This is a genomic window from Hyalangium minutum, assembly GCF_000737315.1.
Taxonomy (GTDB): Bacteria; Myxococcota; Myxococcia; order Myxococcales; family Myxococcaceae; genus Hyalangium; species Hyalangium minutum.
This window is the reverse complement of sequence record NZ_JMCB01000002.1, coordinates 172,237-193,777: the sequence shown is the minus strand read 5'-3', so window position 1 is coordinate 193,777 and position 21,541 is coordinate 172,237. Positions and strand designations below refer to the sequence as shown.

Below are 21,541 nucleotides of genomic sequence, written 5' to 3'. Positions count from 1 at the left end.
TGCCGTCCCAGCGAGCCTCAGCGCTTGGGCGCGGGCGCGAAGGTCTTGTCGGACAGCTTCATCTCCGTCACGGGCCCATAGCGGCGGGCGGCCTCGCGGATGGCGGACGCCTTGCCAATGAGCACGAGGGTCAGGTCCTCCGGTGCCGGCAGCACGCGCTGCATCACCTGGTGGATGTGCTCGCGGCTGGCGCCCATCACGTCCGCGGCGAAGTTGTCCACGTCCCGGCCATCAAGCCCATAGAAGGCCAGCTCCGACAGCTTCATGGCCACTTGGGCGCTCGTCTCGAGCGTGGGCGGGAACTGGCCCAGGACGAAGGACCGGGTGGAGGCGAGCACCGCGTCATCCATGCCCTCGCGCCGGTAGCGGTTGAGCACCTCCAGCGCCAGGTCGATGGCCCGGCCCGTGGACTCCGTCTTGGTGTAGGAGGAGATCGCCACCACGCCCGGCTGCGTCTCTTTCATCACCAGGGAGTTGGCGCCGTAGCTCAGGCCCGTCTTCACGCGCAGCTCCGTGTTCAGCAGCGAGGTGAAACGCCCGCCGAGCAGCGTGTTGGCCAGCGTCACGTCGACCCGGTCCGGGTCATTGCGCGCGATGCCCGTGTTGCCGATCCAGAAGTACGTCTGGGTGGCGTCCGGCTTGTCCACCAGCAACACACGCCTGCCCTTGACCGGGGCCGTGGGCGGCACCACGGGAGCCGGAGCCGGAGCCTTGGCCCAACCTCCGAGGGCGGCCTCCAACCGGCTGGCCAGCTGCTTCGTGTCGAAGTCCCCCACCACGCTGAGGATGAGGCGATCCCCCCCCAGCTGGGCCTTCGCGTACCCCTGCACGTCATCGCGCGTGAGCGTGGCAATCGAGGCCTCGCTGCCAATCACTGGCCGCCCGTAGGGGTGGCCCGCGAAGTGGAAGGCGAGGAAATAGAAGCCCATGAGGCCCCGCGGATCCCCGTCCTTCGCCGCGGCGATCTCGGAGACCATCCGGTCCCGCATCTTGTCGAACTCGCCCGGCTCGAAGCGGGGCCGCATCAACACATCCGAGAGCAGCTCCACCATCAGCGGGATGTCCCGCGCCAGGAACTGCCCATCCACCAGCAGCGCCTCGCGCGTCGCCGACACGTTGAAATCGGCGCCCACGCCATCCACCGTCTCCGCGAACTGCTGGGCGTTGCGCTTCCCGGCCCCCTTGAGCAGCAGCTCCCCGGTGAGCCACGCCAGGCCCTCCTTGCCCTGGGGCTCGCCCAGGCTTCCCCCACGCAGCCACGCGCTGAAGGAGACGAGCGGCACGCCGTGCTTCTCCGCAAGGATGAGCCGGGTTCCGTTCTTCAGCTCGATCACCGTCGCCTTGGGCAACTGCACGCCCTGCGCCTTCGCCGGCTCCGCGGGCTTTGCTCCCTGGGCTCCCGCCACGGTCGTCACCAGCAGCGCCGCGAGCGCTGCCTGAGCCACCTTGCCGCTCATCGTCCCGCCTCCTTCCCTGCCGGAGCTTCGGCTCCCTCCGTGGGTAACAGCACTCCCACCGTGCGGTGGTTCGAGTCGAAGATGCGCCCAGCCACCTTGCGAATCTGCTCCCGCGTCACCTGCTCGTAGCGGGCAGGCGCATCGAACAGCCGACGCCAGTCGCCGTGGAAGACCTCATAGGTGCCCAGCAAGTGCGCCCGGTGATTGTTCGTCTCCATTCCGCGCCAGAAGTCCGCCACGGTGGTGTTCTTGGCCTTGCGCAGCTCCGCGTCGGTGACGCCCTGCGCGCGGACCTTCTCCAGCTCCTCGCCGAACAGCTTCTCCACCCGGCCCACGTCTCCGCCCGGCGGCAGGTCCACCAGGAACAACGCGAGGGACGGATCAAACGTGGTGTTGAAGAGGCTGCCCACGTGGATGGCCACCCGCTCCTCTTCCACCAGCCGCCGGTGGAGCCGCGAAGACTCTCCCTCCGCCAGGATGTTCATCAGCAGTTCCAACGCGGCGAGGTCTGGATCCTTCGCGTCCACCGCGTGGTAGGCCACCTGGAACAACGGGGCCTGGGCCGAGCGGCGCACCACCACGCGCTTCTCGCCCTGCTGCTCGGGCTCCTTGGTGCGCACCGGCTCGGGCGGCGGCTGAGAGGGGATGGCGCCCAAGTGCTTCTCCGCCAGCGCAAACACTTCCGCAGGCGTCACCGCGCCCACCACCACCAACGTGGCGTTATTGGGTGCGTAGTACGTCTGGAAGAAGCGCTGCAGGTCCTCCATGCGCCAGGATTCGATGTCCGAGGGCCAGCCAATGACGGGGAACTGGTACGGATGCGCGACGTACGCCGTCGCCTGCACCTGCTCCAGCAGCGCCCCTGTGTTGTCGTTGTCCACCCCCGAGCGCCGCTCCGAGTAGACCACCCCGCGCTCGCTCTCGATGATCTTCGGATCGAAGGCCAGGTTCGCCAGCCGGTCTCCCTCGAGGTCGAAGATGGTCTCCAGCGCCGAGCGAGGGAACCAATCCATATAGAGGGTGGTGTCCTCGGACGTGGTGGCGTTGTTGCTGCCGCCCGCGGCCTCCATGACGGAGTCGAACTGGCCAGGGCCGTACTTCTTTGCGCCGTTGAACATCATGTGCTCGAAGAAGTGGGACAAGCCGGTGATGCCGGGGCGCTCGTTGCGGCTGCCGACGCGGAAGAAGTTGTAGAGGGCCACGTTGGGGATGTCGTGGTCCGGCCAGACGATGATCTTCAGTCCATTTTTCAGCGTCTTGGCCTCGATGCCTGCACCGAGCCGGGATTGCTCGCTCTTCCCGGACCGGCCCTGTGCTCCTGCGGCCGAGCCCACCAAGAGCGCCAACCCCATGATGAGCCACTGTTGACGGTGCATCCACCTCTCCCTTGGCTGACAAACGTGCCGAACTCGAAGTCGGCGCGCATATTCCCAGGAGTTGGGGCGGATGGCTCGACCTGTTACATCCCTCTCTTATGTTGCGGGGACAGGCTCGGCCTCCGGGACGGAGCTGAAGCGCAGCAGGTTCAGGAGCTGCTCGGGGGTGAGGGCGGCGGCGCCATCGGCCTCGGAGAGCAGGTTCGAGGCCAACTCCCGCTTCTCGGCGTGGAGCGCGAGGATGGCCTCCTCGATGGTCCCCTGGGACACGAGCCGAGAGACGGTGACGGGGCGGGTCTGCCCGATGCGATGCGCGCGATCGGTGGCCTGATCCTCCACCGCCGGGTTCCACCAGGGGTCCAGGTGGATGACATGGTCGGCCGCAGTGAGGTTCAGCCCCGTGCCTCCCGCCTTGAGGGAGATCAGGAAGACATCCCCCTCGCCGCGCTGGAAGGCCTCCACTCGGGCTTGCCGCTCGGCGGGGGGCGTCTGCCCGTCCAGGTACTGCACGGAGAACCCGCGCTCCGCTAGCGCCTCCCGGGCCAGCCCCAGGAATTGGACGAACTGGCTGAAGATGAGCGCCCGGCCTCCCTCGGCCCGCAGCTCGTCGACGCGCTCCAGCAGGCGCTCCAGCTTCGAAGAGGGCAGGGTCGAGTCCGGATCTCCCAGCCGAGGGTGACAGGCCAGCTGCCGCAGCCGGGTGAGGGCCGCCAGCAGCTCGAAGCGCTGGCCCTCCTCCGCATGAGCACCGACGCTAGCGAGCGCCGCGAGCCGCATCTGCTCGTAGAGCCGGCGTTCCCCTTCCGAGAGCACGACTGGGACGACCGTCTCGATGCGCGGAGGCAGCTCGCGTGCCACCTCGGCCTTGGTGCGGCGCAGAAGAAAAGGACGCAGCACGCGGGAGAGCGCGGCGCGGGCGGCAGGGTCTCGCTCTCGCTCGATGGGCTCGGAGAAGCGCTTGCGGAAGGACTCGCGGCTACCGAGCAGCCCCGGGAAGACGATGCGGAACAAGCTCCACAGCTCGGAGAGCCGGTTCTCCACGGGGGTGCCCGTGAGCGCGATCCGCGCCTCGGCCTGGAGCCCCCGGAGCGCCTTGGCGCGAGCCGTGTCTGGGTTCTTCGCGGCCTGGGCCTCGTCCACCACCAGGGTGGCAAAGGCCACTTGCCCGAGCCGCTCGGCATCGCGAACGAGGAGCCCATAGCTGATCAGCAGCACGTCCCCCGCCTTCAGCTCCTTGAGGAGCCGCTCGCGGTCCGCCTCGCGGTAGGACTTCACCCGCAGGGAGGGAGTGAAGCGAGCAGCCTCGGCCGCCCAGTTGAAGCAGACGGAAGTCGGAGCCACCACGAGCGCAGGTCCTGCCTTGGCGCGATGCAGCAGCAGCGCCAACGTCTGCAGCGTCTTACCGAGCCCCATGTCATCGGCAAGGCAGGCCCCTCCGCCCCACTCCGCGAGCCGGGCCATCCAGAGGAAGCCCTCGCGCTGGTAGTCGCGCAGCTCCGCCTTCAAACCGGCGGGGAGCGCCAAGGTGCGCTGCTGGGCCTTGCGAATGCGGGTGGAGAGCCGGCGCCAATCGGGTGGGGCCTGCACCTCCACACCTGCCTCGGCGAGGGCATCCAGCACGGGTGCCGCGGCTTTGCTCACCTCCAAGCCCTCGCGGGTGGGATGCGCCAGATCCGAGAGGGGCGTGAGGCGCTCCCGCAGCTCCTCGGTCAGCCTCAGGAAGTGCCCCGGGCTCAGGCGCACGAAGCGGCGGCGTTGGCGCAGGGCCTCGAGCAACGCGGACAGCTCCACCCGCTCACCATCCACCTCCATACCGCCGTCGACTCCGAACCAATCCTGCTTGCGCAGCACCTCCACCTTCAAGCGCCGCGCCGCCGGCACGTGGGAGACCTTCCAGGGCTGCTGCTCCCACTCGACACGCAGCTCGGGCCCCGCCAGCGGCTCCAGCCGCTCCAGGAAGTCGAGCGTCGCTTCCGCCTCCTCTAATCGGAAGAAGCCCGGCGCCTCCGTGGCCATCACCCCGAGGCGCTCGCGCAGGGTCAGGGCCGCGGAGCGCTCGGACTCCAGATCCCGGATCACCACCACCCGCTCTCCTTCGCGCTGGCCGCGCACGCGGGGCGGGCCTTCACCCGGATGCTGCGGGGGTGCCTCCGGAAGGGGCCGCACGAGGAGCTCTGCTTCCAGCGACTCCTCACCCACGGGCCGTAGGCGCAGCAGGAATCCAGGCTCAGGCGGAACTGGGCGAGCCTCCAGGGACTCGGGGAGAAACACGGGACAGGCGGACTCCAGCTCCGTGAGCTTGCGCAGCACCGCCGGGCGTACATGCTCGGGGAGCCACGTCCCATACTCTTTTATCTTGGTGAGCACCTCACGGGCCGCGGGCGGAACCGTCACCAGCGTGAGGCGAGGCAGCTCAGGCTCGAACAGGAGCCAGGGCAGCGGAGCCTCGGAGCCCGAGGGCGGAGGCATCAGCGCGTCAGGGGACACAGGGACACCGTCGATGGCGGGATGGACCGTGAGCCCCGGCGCTCGCTCGGAGAAAGCGAGGCCGAGGGACGCCTCCCGCACCCGCAGGGGCGTGTCCAGCCGAGACCCGGCAAAGAGCCGCGAGCTGTGCGCCAGCAGCTTCACCGCGCGCTGCAGCAGAAAGTATCCGTCGACGGAGAAGGTATAGAGCCGGGAGATGAGCTCGCCCAACTCGAATGCCTCCAGCTCTCGTGAATCCGAGAGCAGCGCGCGGGCCTCCTCCCGGTTCCGCCAGCTCACCGGCGTTCCCTTGGAGAAGCCACCCTTCTTCAGAGGCTTGTGCGTGTAGAGGCGGAGGTGGGGCTGCCGGTGTTCGAGCCCCTCCAGCCGGAAGCTGACACGCGTGGCCTCCTTGCCTTGAGTCTGCGCGGGCGCTTGGGTGGCCGCCTTGTCGAAAGCCGCGAGCAGCTCTCGGGCGGGCAGCTCGAAGAGCAGCTCCGCGAGCCTCGAGTTGAACGAGGCCCAGAGCGACTCCCCCTGCATGTCCAGCAACGCATCAAGTGCGGAGAGGACATGGACGCAGCGAGCTTCTCCTCCAGGTGTGCACCAGCAGGACAACCCTCCCCGCTCCTCGAGCAGCGCGCGAGGATCCACGGACACGCGCACGCGTATCATCCCCGTCCAGCTGTCCTTCCCCGCGAAGACGGCAGAGGGACTGCCCGGCTCCTCGATGAAGAGGAGCAAGGGGCGCTCTTGCATCGTGATGTCGGGCTTGCCCGGCAGCAGGCGAGGCACGGCCTGCTCTCGCACCCGCGCCCTGGCTCTCTCGAGCGCCTCTCTCCAGGGAATCAGCCGCACATCGGTGGGCGGTGGACGAGGCGCCGCGGCGCGCTCCTGTTCGGATTCGAGTCCCCTGCGAACCCGCTCGGCCTCAGCAGCCAGCCAGGCCCAGACGGCCTCGCGCAGCAGGTTCTGCGCGGGGGTCCCAAACACCTGCCGCCGCAAATCGAGAGACCCATCCAAGGGCGCGGTGACGGGCAGGTGCGCCAGTCCATAGAAACCGGGCGTGCCATTGAAGCCCCGCTCCAGGAAGGGCTCCACCACGGCCAGGGGGATGCGCCGGGCATGAGCGAGGTGGTGCTCCTCCAACCACTCCTGAAGGTGCTCGGAGCTCTGCGGCCGCTCGGACCGGGTCGGCGGCCGGGCCCGCTCCGAGACGGCCCCCCCCGCTTGGAGAAAGGCCAGCCCCAGCGCGACAGCATGCTTGCAGAAGCCCTCGTTCCAGAAGGGCTCGCACTCGCACTCCGCCGAGAAACCATCCGCATCCGTGCCGATGGTGACTGGGTAGGGATGTCCCCGGCGGTTGAGCACCTGCCCCGTGAGGACGTCGGGTAGTGCCTCGAAGGAAGTCACGCGGTGCTGGGCCAGGCATGCCTGGCCCTGGCGGTACATCCGCGGGCCCGCTATCTCATAAAGCGCGTCGCGGGTGAGCCACCTCCGCAGAGGCTCCAGCGGCTGAGGAGCTGCGCGGCGGGAAGAAGATTCGGGATGGGTTTCGGTCTCTGGAGGAGCCATACGTTCAGGCGAGGCGGGAGTTCAGGGTGCGTGCAGGCCTTCCTTGTCCATGCGGGAGATCAGCCCGGCTCTTCGGGCATTGCGCTCGCGGAGCTGGCCCAAGCGGCGGGAGAACGCGTCCTCCGTCCCCTTCCGGCGCGCGACCTCTCTCAGGTCCACGAGGAGCCTCACACCGGCCGCATGATCCGTGGGGCGACGGCTGGAGAAGAGCTGATCCACCCGCCCCCAAGCAGCGGAGCCCTGGGCCGCGAGCGCCTCGAGTTCCTTCTCCCGAGCCGCGACCTGGCGCTCCTGTTCCCGCCGCTCCTTGGCTTTTTGGAGCGCTACGGCTTCCCGGAGCAGTGCGCCCACCAGCCTCCGGGGAGGAATGGCCTTCTCCGCGACTCGGCCAGGGGCCACCCCGGCCTTGTCGATCAACCGCACCAGCAGGGCATCCTTTTCCAGCGCGGGTAGCGCCTGAACCCACGTCTCCAACTCCTCGCGCGGCACCGGCTTTTCAGCGGCACTGGTCCGAGCGGCCACCTCCAACAGCTCGGGAGGGATGAGCAGGAAGTCCGCGAGCGCGGTGAGCGCTGAGGAGAGGGAGCCTAGCCCTGGGGGAACGGGCGGCTCCTCGTCGTCCGCACTCAACTGCCCCAGCGCGGCCTGTGCCAGCCACCCGAGATAGAGCGAGCGCAGATCTCCCGAGAGAAGCTCCTCGCGAAGGGGCAGGAGGGAGGTGAGCCACCCTTCCCCCTGGACGTCCTCGGACCAGGCTTCGTCGAGCTCGAAGCGAAGCATGACGTGGTCGCCCTTCCTCTGCACCGCGGTGCGGCGGCCTTCCTGGTAGGGCCTGGCGCGCTGCAGGTCGAAGCGCCGGGCAGGAAGACGGAGCACGAGCCGGCGCTCGCCCCAGTTCGCCACATAGAGGTGGGCATCGAAGTAGCGCTCCACCATCTCGTCCGGGGAGCCCTTGAAACTGCCCCAGTGATAGACGTTGGAGAAGTGGTACGCGGAGATGTTGGCGCGGGTAGAGAGTGCACGAAGCTCGGCCCGCTCCCGCTGGGTGAGCGGCCGGTCCACGGCCCGGAACTCGTAATACTGGTACTCGCTCATGAGAGCCCTCCCGACCAGCCCGTGGTGAGGAGCGGTCCCGTGGGGTGGAAGAACTCCTCGAGCACGAAGTGGTGGTAGTTGGTGCTGTCGATCCGGGTGCTGAAGGTCCTGGCCGAGAGGCGCAGGCGGTCGGCCACAGACTCGAACTCGGCGCGGCTCACATCCCGCAGGGAGAGGTAGAGCCGGGCCGCGGCGCGCAGGTAGGAAAACAAGGGGTTGGGATCCACGCCGTCCGGCCGACGACGCAGCTGCCGGTAGAGGCGCTCGAACTCCCTGTCGCGCTCGGGACGACCGGTGGCATCGCAGTACTCGGCGGCCGTGGCCTCAAGGAGGATGAAGAAGGGCTCGTACTCGGGCGGGGAGGCGCGGGAGAGAGCCGGGGCCACCGCCGAGCCCGTCCAGAGCCGGGAGAACGGCTCGAGAGGAAGCCAGACCACGCGGTGTCCGTCGTCCATGACGGGGACAGGCAGGTCCTGGTCCAGGGGCACCACCCGGCCCTGCTCGCCGAGCGCGGTGGGCACCCACAGGCGCTCCGGGTGAGCCGGGTCCATGCCTGCCCGCTCGAGCGCGATGACGGCCTTCAGGTCCATAATCTACCCCAATAGGTTGGGTCTCTTACATCCAACCTAATACCTCGGATCCCGCTGCGCCACCACCTGCAAGGAGCCCAGGCGGGCGCGGTCATCGACTCCAAGCCCTGAGGGAGACGTCAGCTGCAGCGCGAGCGTGGCGGCCAAGGCGACGCGGCTGCTCCACATGCACGCGCACGTCGGTGCTAGCGGGGGGCGTGTCCTGGCGACGAGCGCGAAGCCGCCGGCGCAGTTCCTGGTCGGGCGCATCGGCGAGCGGTGCTACGCGCTCAGCCCATCCGCGACAGAACTGGATTCGCGTTATTCTGAACTTTTACTATATAGTCGGAACAAGACCCTCTCAGCCAGAGTCCCGCTTGGATCGATACTACCTGACCGACGCACTGTCTTTGTCCAAGACGGATGATCCGCAGAGCGGCCGCCGGTACTGCATTTTCGTCGGGCGCCGCGCCTTTCATGGCTCCGAAAGGCTGGCGCGGCTGCTCGAGTGTCTGGAGCGCGAGTCGTCGCTCGACGCGATCGTGGCGCGCTTGAATGAAGGCGACGTGAAGTTCACCGCCGAGCAGGTGCGCTCGGTCATTGAAACCCAGTTGATACCCGCGGGGTTAGTCTCCACCGACAAGAAAGCCGCGCCAGCGGCCAGCAACCACTCTCCCTACGTGTTCTTCGCGCGGCAGTTGGCCGGTCCTGAGACCGTGGCGCGCGCCTGTTCCCCGTTCACCTTCCTGTTCGCGCCGCGAGCGCTCATCACGACGCTGCTGGCGTGCGCCGTGCTGCTGGGCGGGTGGTTGCTGGCCACGCCTTACCAGCTCAGCAGCGTGCGCGTAGCGGTCACCACCTTCAACATGACGCTGGGCGACGCCCTGCTGTTCTACGTCCTGCTGTTCAGCGCGCTCGCGTTCCATGAGCTCGGGCACGCGGCGGCCTCGCGCTACTCCGGCGCCGAGCCCGCCGAAATTGGAATCGGTCTGTATCTGGTCTTCCCCGTGCTGTTTTGCAATGTCACCGAGGCGTGGCGGCTGCCGCGCGCAGGCCGGATGCGTGTCAACCTCGGCGGGGTCTATTTCCAGCTGATCGTCACGGCGCTGGCGGCGCCCGTGCAACTGGCAACCCAGAGCGCTGCAATTGCCGCCTTCATGGGCGCCAGCTTGACCACACTCTTCGTGACGCTCAATCCGTTCTTCCGTTTCGATGGCTATTGGGTCTACTCCGACCTGTTCCGCCTGCCCAACCTGCGCGACCAGGCGCGTGCCTGGGGCGCGAACGTGCTGACACGCGCGGCCTCCCTCGTGATGGGACGCCGGGACAAGGGACCGCCGCCCCTCGCGGGCTCCCGGGTGGCGCTGGCCGTCTATGCGCTGGCGTCCACTGTGTTCTTCGCCACCTTCGCGGTGTTCGCCGCGCGCACCACCTGGGTCCTTGTGACGTCGTTGCCGCAGCTGCTGGGCGCCGTCCTGGCCCGGTTTGCGAGCACGGAGCCGCTCGAGGCGCTTGTCGCTGTCTCCGGGAGCGTGGTGATGGTGCTGGCGTACCTGGCCGGCATGCTGTTCTCGGCGATGGTGGTTCTGTCCACGCTGGGACGGGGCGTGCGGCTCGTGCGGCAGGCGCTCATCGCTCCCCCGGCACGTGCCGCCTCCAACTCTCAGGGGATGTCCGCATGAGCGTGGACGCACACTATGCTCGCAAGGCAGACGAGCTCATCGTGGCGCTGCGCCGCGCCTTGGACGGTGTCGTCAGTGCGCCGCGCCAGTCCGATGCGTTCAACAATGCCTACCACCTGTGCGACGCCAACCTGCGTTACTTCTTCCCGCGGCTGCCGCGCGAGCGCCGGGAGGCGGTCATCGCGGAGGTGATCTTCCAGCAGCGCATGGCGGTGCTCGACCAGAAGCAATACGACCTGGTGCAGACGACGCGCCTGCGTGATCTGGCTGGCATCTTCTTGGACGGACGGACGGCGGGCAGCCACATCTTCTGCACCTACCACGCGGGTTCGTATCGGCACTTGTTCCACTTCCTGATGCGCGCCGGAACCGACTGCGTGTTGTTCCTGGCTGGGAATACGCTGAACAAGCAGGGGCAGGACATCCTCGAGGGGGTGCAGGATGCCGCGCGGGCCCGGGGCTGGACGGGCACGCTCCGCACGGTCAACGCCCAAGACCGCAACAGCCTCCTGTTCGGCCTGCGTGCCCTCAGGCGCGGCGCGTCGCTCGTCCTCTACATCGACGGCAACGCGGGAGTCGGTAACAACAAGGACAACGGCAGCATGGTGCCCGTGGAGTTCTTCGGCCAGCAGCTCATGGCGCGTGCTGGAATCGCCTATCTGAGCCACCTCTCAGGCGTACCCGTGGTGCCCGTGGTGTGCCGGCGCGACGCCGATCATTCCCTGTCGCTGACCTTTCATCCGCCGATTGTCCCGTCCGGAGACGATCGTGAGCAGTACGCCGCCAGCACAACCCAGGCGCTGTACCGCCTGCTGGAACAGTCCGTGGCCGATGCGCTGGGGCAGTGGGAAGGCTGGCTTTACGTCGAGCGCTATCTCCAGCGAAACACGGATGTGCGTCCCGCCGCGCGGACGGTCGAGGAGGGCGCCGCGGAGCTGCGCGCCGATACCGGCCGGTTCGCGCTGCTGGTGTATGGGGAGCAGCCGGTCCTGCTCGACAAGGCCCGCCACAGCTGCCTCATGCTCGACCAGGAGGCAGCTGACGTGTTCCGCGCAGCCGTTGAGCGCCCTTCCGCACGGGCCGCGCTGGACTTGTCGAATGCGCGGATCCGCAAGCTGCTCGACGTAGGCGCGCTGGCGAGCGCCGGGAGCCCCTGAACCTTGACTGTCGTACCACCGGAGGAAACACCATGGCCGCAAAGAAGCCCGTGTCTGTCGCAACCGATGAGCTGATGGAGGAGTTTCAGCTGACCGAGCTGGAGTCTCGCCTGGAGATGTCGGCGACCCTCGGGACCGAGGTCTCTGAGTTGGATATCTGCTGCGAATGCATCAACGTGCCTTCGCTGTGCGAGCCTAACTACTAGCCGAGGATGGGAGGCCTGTGGAGGGTGTGGACGGGTGCAGAGCAGTTCCCTGGAGCCCCACGCCGGCACAGGCCTTCCTCTCGGCGGGCAAAAAAGAAGGGCCTTGAACCGAAGTTCAAGGCCCTGAAATTTCTTCAGCTTCTTGTGCCCAGGGGCGGAATCGAACCACCGACACGGGGATTTTCAGTCCCCTGCTCTACCGACTGAGCTACCTGGGCGGGTGTCACCGCGCAAAGCAGCGCCGATTTACGGGGACTCCTCTCCTACGTCAAGCGCGTTCTGATCCTTCCTGCCTTTAACGCCCGGCCGCCCGGCCACTCGCCTAGACCCTACACCCCTCCTACCCTCGTACGCCCACCCTTCGGCCAGCCCGCCACGTCACCCCCAGTACGGAACCCCTTACCTACCCGAGCATCGAACGTTCGTCCCGACCCCTTGAGGAAAGCTTGAGCTGGCTCAATTACCACCACCTGCTCTACTTCTGGACCGTGGCCCGGGCCGGCACCATCGCCAAGGCCGGCGAAGAACTCCACCTCGCCCAGCCCACCATCAGCAGCCAGATCAAGCTCCTCGAGGAGGCGCTCGGCCACAAGCTCTTCGAGCGACAGGGTCGCAAGCTCGTCCTCACTGACGTCGGCCGCACCGTCATGCGCTACGCCGATGAGATTTTCCGCCTCGGCAACGAGCTCAAGAACGTCGTCAGCGGCCTCCCCTCCGGCCAGCAACTCCGCCTTCAGGTCGGCGTCGCTGACGTCGTCCCCAAGGTCGTCGCCGAGCGGCTCCTCCAGCCCGCCCTCGACGTCGGCCCCCTGCGCATCATCTGCCGCGAAGGCCCCCTCCCCCAGCTCCTCGCCTCGCTCGCCCTGCATGAGCTGGACGTCGTGCTCGCCGATGCCCCCGGCTCAGAGCCCGTCAGTGTCCGAGCCTTCAACCACCTGCTCGGCAAGTGCGGGGTGTCCTTCTTCGCTGCGGCCATCCACGGCCACCTCAAGAAGGACTTCCCCCGCTCCCTCCACGGCGCCCCCATGCTCATGCCCTCCGAGGCCAGCGCCGTCCGCCACGCGCTCGACGTCTGGTTCGATGGCAAGGGCGTGCGCCCCACCATCGTCGGCGACTTCGACGACAGCGCCCTCCTCAAGGCCTTCGGTCAGCGCGGGCTCGGCGTCTTCGCCATGCCCTCCGTCATCGAGGCCGAGGTCGTCCGCCAGTTCGACGTCACCGTCATCGGCCGCACCGACGAGATCGAGAACTGCTTCTACGCCATCACCGTCGAGCGCCGGCTGCGTCACCCCGCTGTCGTCGCCATCGCCGAGGCCGCCCGCTCGGACATCTTCCAGTAGCGCGCGGCTGCTTCGGCTCAGTGGCTTCTACCCTTTGGGAGCGTCCACCGGGGCAGTGATGGGGCTGCCAGGGCCTGGGGGCTCCGCAGGGACCGTCTGGATGGACTCCTGCCCTGGGTTGTCGATGGGCACCTGGTTGTCCGCGCCCTGCGGCTGGGTCGTCCGGCAGGCAGTGGAAAGAGCAGCCAAAGAGACAGCGATGAGTACGGCACGACGCATAAGTCCTCCTAAGGGCCTCCGAGGACGCTAGGAACCGGCCTCACTTCAGGCAATGCGCTGCGAGCGCATCCGTTCGGCATCGGATGCGGCCCCCAGCCGGGCAAGCCCCCGCCCTGCGCCCCCCGCCCCGGGCTTGCCCTTCGGCCCGGCTGTCGCGCGGTGGCTCCAGACCCAACTTCGTCCCGGAGGGCTCCATGCTGGACCTCGTCGATCTCGGGAAGCGCTCGTTCTCCGCGTACAGGGGCATTGCCCCCGAGGAGCACATCGAGGAGGTGCTCCATCTGGCCGAGCGCCTGCGCGGCGCCCGCGTCCTGCACCTCAACGCCACGCCGTACGGAGGCGGAGTCTCGGAACTCCTCCGTTCGGGCGTTGCGCTGCTCAATGATCTAGGTCTGGTGGCCGACTGGCAGCTCATCCGGGGCGACCAGGCCTTCTTTCAGGTCACCAAGCGTCTCCACAACGGTCTTCAGGGAGCCCCCGGCGGCTTCTCCGAGACGGACAAGGCCACGTACCTCGCCCACTCGCAGCTCAACGCCCGCAACCTGTCCACGGACTATGACTTCATCGTCGTCCACGATCCGCAGCCGGCCGCCTTGGCCATGCTCGCCGACCGCCAGGACGCGCGATGGATCTGGCGCTGTCACATCGACACCTCCAGCCCCAACCCCGAGGCCTGGGAGTTCCTCCGCCCGTTCCTCTACCCCTACGACGCCGCCATCTTCACCCTGCCCGAGTTCATCCCCCCGAGGTTCCCCATCGGCCGCGTGGCCATCCACTCGCCGGCCATTGATCCGCTCAGCCCCAAGAACCTCCCCCTCCCGGTGGACCTTGCGCGCCAGTTGCTCGAGTGGCTCGGCGTGCGTCTGAGCCGGCCTCTCGTCACCCAGATCAGCCGCTTCGATCCGTGGAAGGACCCCCTGGGCGTCATCGCCGCATACCGGCGCGTGCGTGCCCACATCCCTGAGCTGCAGCTGGCCATGGTGGGCTCGCTCGCCCTGGATGATCCCGAAGGCTGGGACATCTACCGGCAGATCCGCGACGTCACCACAGGCGACAATCGCATCCACATCTTCACCAACCTGGTGGGCGTGGGAAACATGGAGGTCAACGCCTTCCAGTCGCTCTCGGACGTCGTCATCCAGAAGTCCATCCGCGAGGGCTTCGGGCTCGTCGTGTCCGAGGCACTGTGGAAGGGCACCCCCGTCGTCGCCGGACGTGCCGGCGGCATCCCGATCCAGATGCCCGAGGGCACGGGCGGCATCCTCGTGGACAACGTGGAGGAGTGCGCCGAAGCCGTGCTCCACCTGCTGCGCCACCCACAAGAGGCCCAGTGTCTGGGCGAGCGGGGCCGGGAGCACGTCCGCCAGAACTTCCTCTTCCCCCGGCTGCTGCTCGACGAACTGCGAATGATGGATGCACTGGCCCACGACAGGCCCCTGGCGCCTCGAGGGCTGGCCCTCGCCTCCCAACCGAGCGCTCCCGCATGAACTCCGGGACTCGCATGGCCTGGCGGAGGGCCCGTGTCCTCCCGCTGCTCGGGCTGATGCTGGCGAGCGGCGTCCTCGCCGAGTCCCCTCGTGACAGGCCCATCGTGTCCCGCTGTGTGCTCGAAGGCATCGTGGATGCCGGCTCGGGCGCCTATCTGACCGAGTGCGTCCGAAAGGCGGAGGAGGCGGGCCATGCCGCGTTGCTCGTCCGGGTGGACACGCCCGGCGGCTCCTTGGAGTCCACCCGCGCCATCGTCCGGGCCTTCCTCGCCTCGCGCGTGCCGGTGCTGGTCTGGGTGGGGCCCTCGGGCGCCCGGGCGGGGAGCGCGGGCGTCTTCGTCACCCTCGCATCGCACCTGGCCGCCATGGCGCCGGGAACGAACATTGGCGCGGCGCACCCCGTCCTCGGACTGACCGGGGAAGATCCCCAACAGGCGGGCGAGGCCATGGCCCGGAAGATCGAGAACGACACCGCCGCCTTCGCCGAGAGCATCGCCCGCCAGCGCGGCCGCAACGCCGAGTGGGCCGCCACCGCCGTGCGTGAGAGCGTCAGCGTCCCCGCCGACCGCGCCGTGGAGCTGCACGTCGTGGAGACGGTGGCCTCCTCGGAGGAGGCGTTCCTCGCATGGGCGGATGGCCGGCGCGTCGAGACAGCGGATGGGCCTCGGCAGCTCGCCACGCGCGAGGCCCAGGTGGTGGAGCTCTCGCCGAGTCTCTCCCAGCGCCTGCTCCATGGGCTCGCGGAGCCCGCCATCGTCTACATGCTCTTCCTCGTGGCCGCGCTCGGGCTCATGGTGGAGCTGACCCATCCGGGCGTCTTCGCCCCGGGCCTCATCAGCATCGTGGCCTTCGTGCTCGCCCTGCTGGCCTCCTCGGCCTTGCCCGTGCGCACCGGCGCCGTCCTGCTCCTCTTCCTGGGCATCGGCATGCTCATCGCGGAGATCTTCGTCACCAGCGGCCTGCTCGGCGCTGGCGGGGCGCTGCTGCTCATCCTCGGAGGCGTGCTGCTGGTGGATCGCTTCGACCCGGAATGGTTCGTCGACCCTTCCTCGCGCGCGTCCGTGCCCCTGCCGTTGGTGCTCCCCACGGCCATCGTGGTCGCCGGCTTCGCCGTGTTCCTCGCCTTCCGCAGCGCGCAGACCCGCCATCTGCCGCAGCTTGCCGGAGACGCGGGGCTGCCAGGGGAACGCGGCACCACGCTCGGGCCCGTCTCCTCCGAGGGGGGCGAGGTGTTCGTCCACGGCGAGCGCTGGCGGGCCGTCTCCGCCTCTCCCATCCAAGCCGGAACCCCCGTGGTGGTGCGCCGCGTGGAGGGCCTCACCCTGTACGTCGACGAGGTGAAGACATGAGCGAGCTCCTTGGCCTGTTGATTCCCGTGGTCTTCCTCTTCTTCCTCTTCATCTCCGGCGTCCGCATCGTCACCGAGTACCAGAACGGAGTCGTCTTCCGGCTCGGCCGCTATGTGGGGCTCAAGCGCGCCGGCTTCCGCTGGCTCATCCCCTTCGTGGAGCGCATGGTCATCATCGATCTGCGCACCGTGGCACGGGACGTGCCCCCCCAGGACGTCATCACCAAGGACAACGTCAGCGTGAAGGTGAGCGCCGTCGTCTACTTCCGCGTCATCCAGGCCGACAAGGCCGTGCTCCAGGTGGAGGACTACCTCTACGCCACCAGCCAGCTGGCGCAGACCACGCTGCGCGCCATCCTCGGGCAGGTGGAGCTGGACGACCTGCTCTCCCAGCGCGACCGCGTCAACAAGGAGATCCAGCAGGTGCTCGACGCGCACACGGGCCCGTGGGGCATCAAGGTCTCCAACGTGGAGGTGAAGAACGTGGACCTGCCGGTGGAGATGCAGCGCGCCATCGCCCGCCAGGCCGAGGCCGAGCGCGAGCGCCGCGCCAAGGTCATCGCCGCCGAGGGCGAGCACCAGGCTGCCGAGCGCCTCGCCCAGGCCGCCGATGTGCTCTCTCGAAACCCCTCCTCGCTCCAGCTCCGCTACCTGCAGACGCTGGTGGAGATCAGCAACAGCGGCAACCAGACCGTCATCCCCATCCCCCTGGATTTGCTGCGCTCGCTAGGAATGGGGCGGTGAGGCCGAGGGAGGCTCGCCGGGAGGCCTTCTCGCCAGTGGCAAGATTCCACCAACTGTCTTCTTGACAGTTAAACTGTCGGGTCTTACTGTCTGTCTCGTGAGCCCGACGAAGACACAGACCGAGTGGAAGCTGGCCGAGCTGGCCGCCGAGGCAGGGGTCTCCCCCCGCACGGTGCGCTACTACGTCCAGCGAGGGCTGCTCCCCGCTCCGCCCTTCAAGGGGCCGGACACCGTGTACGGCGAGGAGCACCTGCAGCGGCTCAAGGCCATCCGCGTGCTGCAGGCCCGCTTCCTGCCGCTCGATGCCATTCAGGTGGAGCTGACCCGGCTGAGCCCGGAGGAGCTGAAGGCGCTGTCCGAGGCCCAGGTGCCCACTGACATCTTGCCACCGGCTCCGACGGCACTGTCGGAACCCTCCCCGGCCTCCGGAGTGTCCACGCCGGGGCCCGTGCAAGCAGGGCGACAGTTGCCCGTGACAGGCTACCGGCGGTGGGAGCTGGCGCCGGGGCTGGAGCTGCACCTCGCGGACACCGCAGACGAGAAGACCCGGGCGCTCGCCGAACGCGTGCGCGCCCTCATCGAGCAGTCAGAGGAAAGGTAGAAGCCAGATGACCATCGAGACGGCAGGCCAGTTGAAGTGCGGGCTGTTCATGCGGAGCGGCGCGCAGATCCCTCTGCAGGGCGTGGAAGTCACCGGTGAGCTGCTCGGCGGTCATGCGCGGGTGCGCGTGCGCCAGCGCTACCGCAACACCGAGAGCCGGCCCGTAGAGGCCGTCTATATCTTCCCGCTCCCCTCGGACGGGACGCTCATCGGCTTCTCCATGGAGTGCAACGGCCGCAAGGTGCAGGGCGTGGTGAAGGAGCGCGAGAAGGCGTTCCAGGACTATGACGACGCCATCACCGCGGGCCACGGCGCCGCACTGCTCGACCAGGAGCGCCCCAACGTCTTCACCGCCCAGGTGGGCAACCTGCTGCCGAACGAGGAGACGCTCGTCGAGGTGGAGTTCCTCCAGGCCATCCAAGTGGAAGAAGGCAGCGTGCGGTGGATGCTGCCCACGCTGGTGGCGCCCCGCTACATCCCGGGCTCGGGCCAGGGAGACCGCACGGGGCACGGCACGTTCAGCCCCACGAACCAGGTGCCGGACGCCGATCGCATCACCCCTCCGATTGGGAACGTGGCCTACGGCCTGAAGATGGACCTGCTGGTGGACCTGGGCCGCGCGGTGGTGGTGGAGAGCCCCTCGCACGCGCTCACCCTGGAGAAGGACGGCCACAAGGTCCGCGTGAAGTTCGCCAAGGGCGAGGTGGCCCTGGACCGGGACTTCGTCATCACCGTGCGGAGCGATGACACGAGCGCCTCGCTGACGACCGTCGTCACTCACCGCAAGGGAGAGGGCGAGGGCACCTTCGCGCTCACCGTGGTGCCGGATCTGCTCGCGATGGCGGGCGCGGCCAAGCGCCAGGAGGTGGTGTTCGTGGTGGACACCTCGGGCTCCATGGGCGGCGAGAGCCTGCCGCAGGCCCAGGGCGCGCTGCGGCTGTGCCTGCGCCACCTGCGCGAGGGCGATCGCTTCAACATCATCGCCTTCGAGAACAGCTTCCGGAAGTTCTCCCACGAGCCGTCTGTCTTCACGCAGCACACGCTGGAGCAGGCGGACCGGTGGGTGGCCGCGCTGCAAGCCTCGGGCGGCACGGAGCTGCTGCAGCCCATGCTGGCCGCCGTGCAGGGCGCGCCGGACGGCGTGGTGGTGCTGCTGACGGACGGACAGGTGGGCAACGAGGCGGAGATCCTCAAGGCGGTGCTCGCGGCGCGGAAGACGACGCGCGTGTACTCCTTCGGCATCGGCACCAACGTGAGCGACGCGCTGCTCAAGGACATGGCACGGAACACGGGCGGCGCGGTGGAGTTCATCCACCCCGGCGAGCGCATCGATGACAAGGTGGTGGCCCAGTTCTCCCGCGCGCTCGCCCCGCGTGTCACGGAGCTGACGGCCAGCTTCGACGGCGTCTCGGGCGCCGAGCTCGCTCCGGCCGAGCTGCCGCCGCTGGTGGACGCGGTGCCGTGGACACTGTTCGGCCGCTACACCGCTCCGGGCCAGGGCAAGGTGACACTCCGGGGCCGCTCGGGGCAGGAGTCCTTCTCTCTCACCCTCCCGGTGGACTTCCCGGCGGCGTCGGATCGGCCCGCCGTGGAGAAGCTGTGGGCCGCCGAGCGCATCCGCACCTGGGAGTCCGCGGAGTTGGTGGATCCGCGCCGCGCCCAGCGGATGAAGGAGCGCATCGTCCAGTTCGCCGTCCAACACCAGATCGTCACCAAGTACACCTCGTTCGTGGTGGTGGAGGAGCGCACCGGAGACCGCCGGGCCTCGGGCCAGCCGGAGACGCGCGTCGTCCCCGTGAATGTTCCCGCGGGCTGGGACATGTTCGGCACGGCGAAGCAGGAGGAGGCGAAGATGGACTCGATGGACCTGAGCCGCTCGGTCATGCCGCGCAACAGAGCGGCCCCCCAAAAGAAGCAGGCCATCACCGGTTCCTTCGCGGCTGTGGGCGGCGCGGCCCCGGGCAGCCCTCCTCCTCCGGCTCCGGCACGTCCGGCTGCGGCGCCAATGGCCGCGGCCCCCATGCCCATCGTCGCGAAGGAGAAGGCGGCCAGCGCGCATGGGAGCACCGGTGCTCTCCGCCGAGCGGCCGATCGGGTCCTCGAGGCCGCCTCCGAGCTGGAGCGCATGGTCAAAGGCCGGAGTGTCGCCCCTGAGCCCATGGACGACGACGCGTTGAGTGCCAGCGAAGGCGCGGCCCGCATGGAAATGGAGGAGGCGCTCCCCGCCGCCGAGCAGGCACCGGCCCACGGCGCGGACGCCACTGAGTTGCTGTCCCAGCAGCTCGCCAGCGGGCTCTGGGCGGGCACGGGCTCGGGACCGGAGCCGGTGCGGCAGGCCCGCGCCACGGCGCTCGCGCTGCTGGAGCTGCTGCGCCAGGGCATCACCAGCAACCACCCGCTGCACGGCGCCCAGGTGAAGAAGGCGGTGGAGGCGCTGCTCTCGCTCGCCGCCGGCCTCACCGGCGTGACCGAGGTGGCCGAACTGGCCCTGGGCGTGGCGTGGCTCGTGGCGGCGGGGCCTCGCACGCGCGGGAAGATTGCCCAGGCCGCCCAGCCGCTGCCGGGGCTCAGCGCCTGCATGGGCGACGAGGCGAAGCTGCGCCAGCACGTGGACACTCTCGCCACTCGGTGAGGGTTCTGTCCTGACTTGAGGGCCTCGGGGCGCTAGGGTGTGCCGACCCTTTGCTCCGAGGCCTCCATGCCCTCTGACTCGCTGGCCCTCTCCGTGCTCCAACGCCACAGCGCCCTGCGCGTGCGGCAGACCAAGGAATGGGGGGAGATCCTCGTCGGCTTCGAGGGCCGCAACCGCTACCAGGTGGTGGGAGACGACGGGCAGGCGCTCTTCATCGCGGGCGAGGTGGGCAGCGGCCTCGGCCTGTTCCTGCTGCGCAGCTTCCTCAAGGCCAGCCGCCCCTTCACCATGGAGCTGAAGACGCCCGGGGGCGCCACCGCGCTGCGCCTGCAGCGGCCCTGGAGGTTCTGGCTCTCGCAGATGGACATCGAGGACGGCGAGGGCCACAAGCTGGGCAGCGTGCACCAGCGCTTCGCCTTCTTCGCCCGGCTCTATGACGTGCTGGGCCCCTCGGGCGAGCTGCTGGCCACGCTGCGCGGCCCTTTCTTCAAGCCGTGGACGTTCCACATCGAGCAGAACGGCCAAGAGGTGGGCCTCATCCAGAAGCGCTGGAGCGGCCTCGGCAAGGAGCTGTTCACGGACGCGGACAACTTCGGCGTCACCTTCGAGAACCTCCGCGACGCGCGGCTGCGCACCCTGGTGATGGCCGCCACGTTCCTGCTCGACTTCGTCCACTTCGAGAACCGGGACGGCTGAGCAGCACCATGGAAGCCCCCGCGTACACCTTAGAAGACCGCCTGGAGCATGTTCCCGGCCGAGGCGTCCTCGCGCTCGAGCACGGCACACGGGGAACCTTTGTCCGCGCCGCGCGGGCGAACAGTCCTCTCAAGTTCCTGCTGCCTCGCAACCATGGCCGCGGCGCGTGGGCCTACCTGGCCAGCTTCGGCGGCGGACTGGTGGATGGGGATTCGCTTCACATCGACGTGAGCGTGGGGGCCCGGGCCACGGGCCTGCTCTCCACGCAGTCCGCCACCAAGGTGTACCGCTCTCCGCGTGGCTGCCGGCAGCTGCTCCAGGCCCAGGTCGGCGAGGAGGGATTGCTCGTCCTGCTGCCCGACCCGGTGGCCTGCTTCACGGGGGCTCGCTACGAGCAGGAGACCTCCGTCACGCTCGCTCCCAGCGCCTCCCTGGTCCTGCTGGATGCCTTCACCTGCGGGCGCGCCGCCCGAGGCGAGCGGTGGGCTTTCGCTCACTACCTGTCCCGGCTCCTCGTCCAGCGCGGCGGTGTTCCCCTGCTGCTGGATGCGGTCCGCCTCACACCCGAGGAGGGAGCCCTGGCCCCTCGCATGGGCCGCTTCGAGGCCCTGGCGCTGCTCGCGGTGTTCGGTCCGCAGGTGGCGGCGCTCCGCGAAGCCCTGCTGACTTCCCCCGCCCCGCTGCGGCGCCGGGCTTCGGTCATCGAGACTGCGAGTCCCTTGGGAGAAGACGGCGCCCTGCTGCGCGTGGCCGCCACCTCCGTGGAGGAGGCCCTGTCCGCCGTGCGCTCCCGCCTGCGGACCCTGCCCTCGCTGCTGGGAGACGACCCTCTCGCACGGAAATGGTGACTTCGCTGACGCAGCGCACCATGATGAACGCGTCAGGTTGTCT

General features: G+C 68.7%; 17 protein-coding genes and 1 tRNA gene. 11 read left to right on the top strand and 7 right to left on the bottom strand.

Annotated features, from left to right (window positions below; genetic code table 11):
* Positions 1-17: 17 nt before the first annotated feature.
* From DB31_RS04540 to DB31_RS04520, 5 genes are all read right to left on the bottom strand, one after another.
* Complete coding sequence (locus tag DB31_RS04540; protein ID WP_044182783.1) at positions 18-1,457, bottom strand: M16 family metallopeptidase; 1,440 nt, start codon at positions 1,455-1,457, stop codon at positions 18-20.
* Positions 1,454-2,833, bottom strand: a complete 1,380-nt coding sequence (locus DB31_RS04535) for a M16 family metallopeptidase (protein ID WP_044182780.1) — start codon at positions 2,831-2,833, stop codon at positions 1,454-1,456. Before DB31_RS04535 ends, DB31_RS04540 begins: the two co-directional genes overlap by 4 nt.
* 96 nt (positions 2,834-2,929) lie before the next feature.
* Entirely contained in the window at positions 2,930-6,751 is a 3,822-nt protein-coding gene (locus tag DB31_RS04530) for a DEAD/DEAH box helicase (protein ID WP_240486524.1), read from the bottom strand.
* A 144-nt stretch (positions 6,752-6,895) separates the two neighbouring features.
* Positions 6,896-7,969 carry a hypothetical protein gene (locus DB31_RS04525; RefSeq protein WP_044182777.1) on the bottom strand — a complete coding sequence of 358 codons (1,074 nt, stop codon included), beginning with the start codon at positions 7,967-7,969 and terminating at the stop codon, positions 6,896-6,898.
* Positions 7,966-8,559 (bottom strand): hypothetical protein, encoded by a 594-nt coding sequence (locus DB31_RS04520; RefSeq protein WP_044182774.1) that lies wholly within the window; start codon positions 8,557-8,559, stop codon positions 7,966-7,968. The genes DB31_RS04525 and DB31_RS04520 overlap by 4 nt, the downstream gene beginning before the upstream one ends.
* Positions 8,560-8,915: 356 nt before the next feature.
* On the opposite strand from DB31_RS04520, the gene DB31_RS44505 reads away from it, so the two are divergent.
* From DB31_RS44505 to DB31_RS48590, 3 genes are read left to right on the top strand one after another with little or no spacing between them, the layout of a single operon-like run.
* Entirely contained in the window at positions 8,916-10,220 is a 1,305-nt protein-coding gene (locus DB31_RS44505; protein ID WP_052419710.1) for a zinc metalloprotease, read from the top strand.
* Complete coding sequence (locus tag DB31_RS04510; protein WP_044182770.1) at positions 10,217-11,377, top strand: LpxL/LpxP family acyltransferase; 1,161 nt, start codon at positions 10,217-10,219, stop codon at positions 11,375-11,377. Before DB31_RS44505 ends, DB31_RS04510 begins: the two co-directional genes overlap by 4 nt.
* 32 nt (positions 11,378-11,409) lie before the next feature.
* A complete protein-coding gene (locus tag DB31_RS48590; protein WP_157231829.1) occupies positions 11,410-11,583 on the top strand; it encodes a hypothetical protein in 174 nt (57 codons plus the stop codon).
* A gap of 145 nt (positions 11,584-11,728) precedes the next feature.
* Here the strand turns inward: DB31_RS48590 and DB31_RS04505 are convergent.
* Positions 11,729-11,801, bottom strand: a tRNA-Phe gene (locus tag DB31_RS04505).
* Between the two features lie 228 nt (positions 11,802-12,029).
* Here DB31_RS04505 and nhaR point away from each other — a divergent pair.
* Complete coding sequence (gene nhaR / locus DB31_RS04500; RefSeq protein ID WP_044182767.1) at positions 12,030-12,923, top strand: transcriptional activator NhaR; 894 nt, start codon at positions 12,030-12,032, stop codon at positions 12,921-12,923.
* A 27-nt stretch (positions 12,924-12,950) separates the two neighbouring features.
* On the opposite strand, the gene DB31_RS46300 is transcribed toward nhaR, so the two are convergent.
* Entirely contained in the window at positions 12,951-13,142 is a 192-nt protein-coding gene (locus DB31_RS46300) for a hypothetical protein (RefSeq protein ID WP_075305868.1), read from the bottom strand.
* 194 nt (positions 13,143-13,336) lie between these two features.
* On the opposite strand from DB31_RS46300, the gene DB31_RS04495 reads away from it, so the two are divergent.
* The 7 genes from DB31_RS04495 to DB31_RS04465 all read left to right on the top strand — a co-directional run bounded on the left by DB31_RS04495 (position 13,337) and on the right by DB31_RS04465 (position 21,498).
* On the top strand, positions 13,337-14,629 hold the full coding sequence (locus DB31_RS04495; RefSeq protein WP_044182764.1) for a glycosyltransferase: 1,293 nt from the start codon (positions 13,337-13,339) through the stop codon (positions 14,627-14,629).
* On the top strand, positions 14,626-15,978 hold the full coding sequence (locus DB31_RS04490) for an NfeD family protein (RefSeq protein ID WP_083968012.1): 1,353 nt from the start codon (positions 14,626-14,628) through the stop codon (positions 15,976-15,978). The genes DB31_RS04495 and DB31_RS04490 overlap by 4 nt, the downstream gene beginning before the upstream one ends.
* Positions 15,975-16,721 carry a slipin family protein gene (locus DB31_RS04485; protein ID WP_044182762.1) on the top strand — a complete coding sequence of 249 codons (747 nt, stop codon included), beginning with the start codon at positions 15,975-15,977 and terminating at the stop codon, positions 16,719-16,721. The genes DB31_RS04490 and DB31_RS04485 overlap by 4 nt, the downstream gene beginning before the upstream one ends.
* Before the next feature lie 97 nt (positions 16,722-16,818).
* A complete protein-coding gene (locus tag DB31_RS04480; RefSeq protein ID WP_044182759.1) occupies positions 16,819-17,322 on the top strand; it encodes a helix-turn-helix domain-containing protein in 504 nt (167 codons plus the stop codon).
* A gap of 7 nt (positions 17,323-17,329) precedes the next feature.
* Positions 17,330-19,954 carry a VIT domain-containing protein gene (locus DB31_RS04475; RefSeq protein ID WP_044182757.1) on the top strand — a complete coding sequence of 875 codons (2,625 nt, stop codon included), beginning with the start codon at positions 17,330-17,332 and terminating at the stop codon, positions 19,952-19,954.
* 66 nt (positions 19,955-20,020) lie between these two features.
* Positions 20,021-20,650: a phospholipid scramblase-related protein gene (locus tag DB31_RS04470; protein WP_044182754.1), complete on the top strand. Its 630-nt coding sequence runs from the start codon at positions 20,021-20,023 to the stop codon at positions 20,648-20,650.
* 8 nt (positions 20,651-20,658) lie between these two features.
* Complete coding sequence (locus DB31_RS04465; RefSeq protein WP_083968011.1) at positions 20,659-21,498, top strand: urease accessory protein UreD; 840 nt, start codon at positions 20,659-20,661, stop codon at positions 21,496-21,498.
* Positions 21,499-21,541: the final 43 nt, after the last annotated feature.

Excerpts from the sequence above, each read along its gene's own strand:
- DB31_RS04540 (WP_044182783.1), bottom strand. The coding sequence starts at position 1,457 with ATGAGCGGCAAGGTGGCTCAGGCAGCGCTCGCGGCGCTGCTGGTGACG.
- DB31_RS04535 (WP_044182780.1), bottom strand. The coding sequence starts at position 2,833 with ATGCACCGTCAACAGTGGCTCATCATGGGGTTGGCGCTCTTGGTGGGC.
- DB31_RS04530 (WP_240486524.1), bottom strand. The coding sequence starts at position 6,751 with ATGTACCGCCAGGGCCAGGCATGCCTGGCCCAGCACCGCGTGACTTCC.
- DB31_RS04525 (WP_044182777.1), bottom strand. The coding sequence starts at position 7,969 with ATGAGCGAGTACCAGTATTACGAGTTCCGGGCCGTGGACCGGCCGCTC.
- DB31_RS04520 (WP_044182774.1), bottom strand. The coding sequence starts at position 8,559 with ATGGACCTGAAGGCCGTCATCGCGCTCGAGCGGGCAGGCATGGACCCG.
- DB31_RS04510 (WP_044182770.1), top strand. The coding sequence starts at position 10,217 with ATGAGCGTGGACGCACACTATGCTCGCAAGGCAGACGAGCTCATCGTG.
- DB31_RS48590 (WP_157231829.1), top strand. The coding sequence starts at position 11,410 with ATGGCCGCAAAGAAGCCCGTGTCTGTCGCAACCGATGAGCTGATGGAG.
- DB31_RS46300 (WP_075305868.1), bottom strand. The coding sequence starts at position 13,142 with ATGCGTCGTGCCGTACTCATCGCTGTCTCTTTGGCTGCTCTTTCCACT.
- DB31_RS04495 (WP_044182764.1), top strand. The coding sequence starts at position 13,337 with ATGCTGGACCTCGTCGATCTCGGGAAGCGCTCGTTCTCCGCGTACAGG.
- DB31_RS04490 (WP_083968012.1), top strand. The coding sequence starts at position 14,626 with ATGAACTCCGGGACTCGCATGGCCTGGCGGAGGGCCCGTGTCCTCCCG.
- DB31_RS04485 (WP_044182762.1), top strand. The coding sequence starts at position 15,975 with ATGAGCGAGCTCCTTGGCCTGTTGATTCCCGTGGTCTTCCTCTTCTTC.
- DB31_RS04475 (WP_044182757.1), top strand. The coding sequence starts at position 17,330 with ATGACCATCGAGACGGCAGGCCAGTTGAAGTGCGGGCTGTTCATGCGG.
- DB31_RS04470 (WP_044182754.1), top strand. The coding sequence starts at position 20,021 with ATGCCCTCTGACTCGCTGGCCCTCTCCGTGCTCCAACGCCACAGCGCC.
- DB31_RS04465 (WP_083968011.1), top strand. The coding sequence starts at position 20,659 with ATGGAAGCCCCCGCGTACACCTTAGAAGACCGCCTGGAGCATGTTCCC.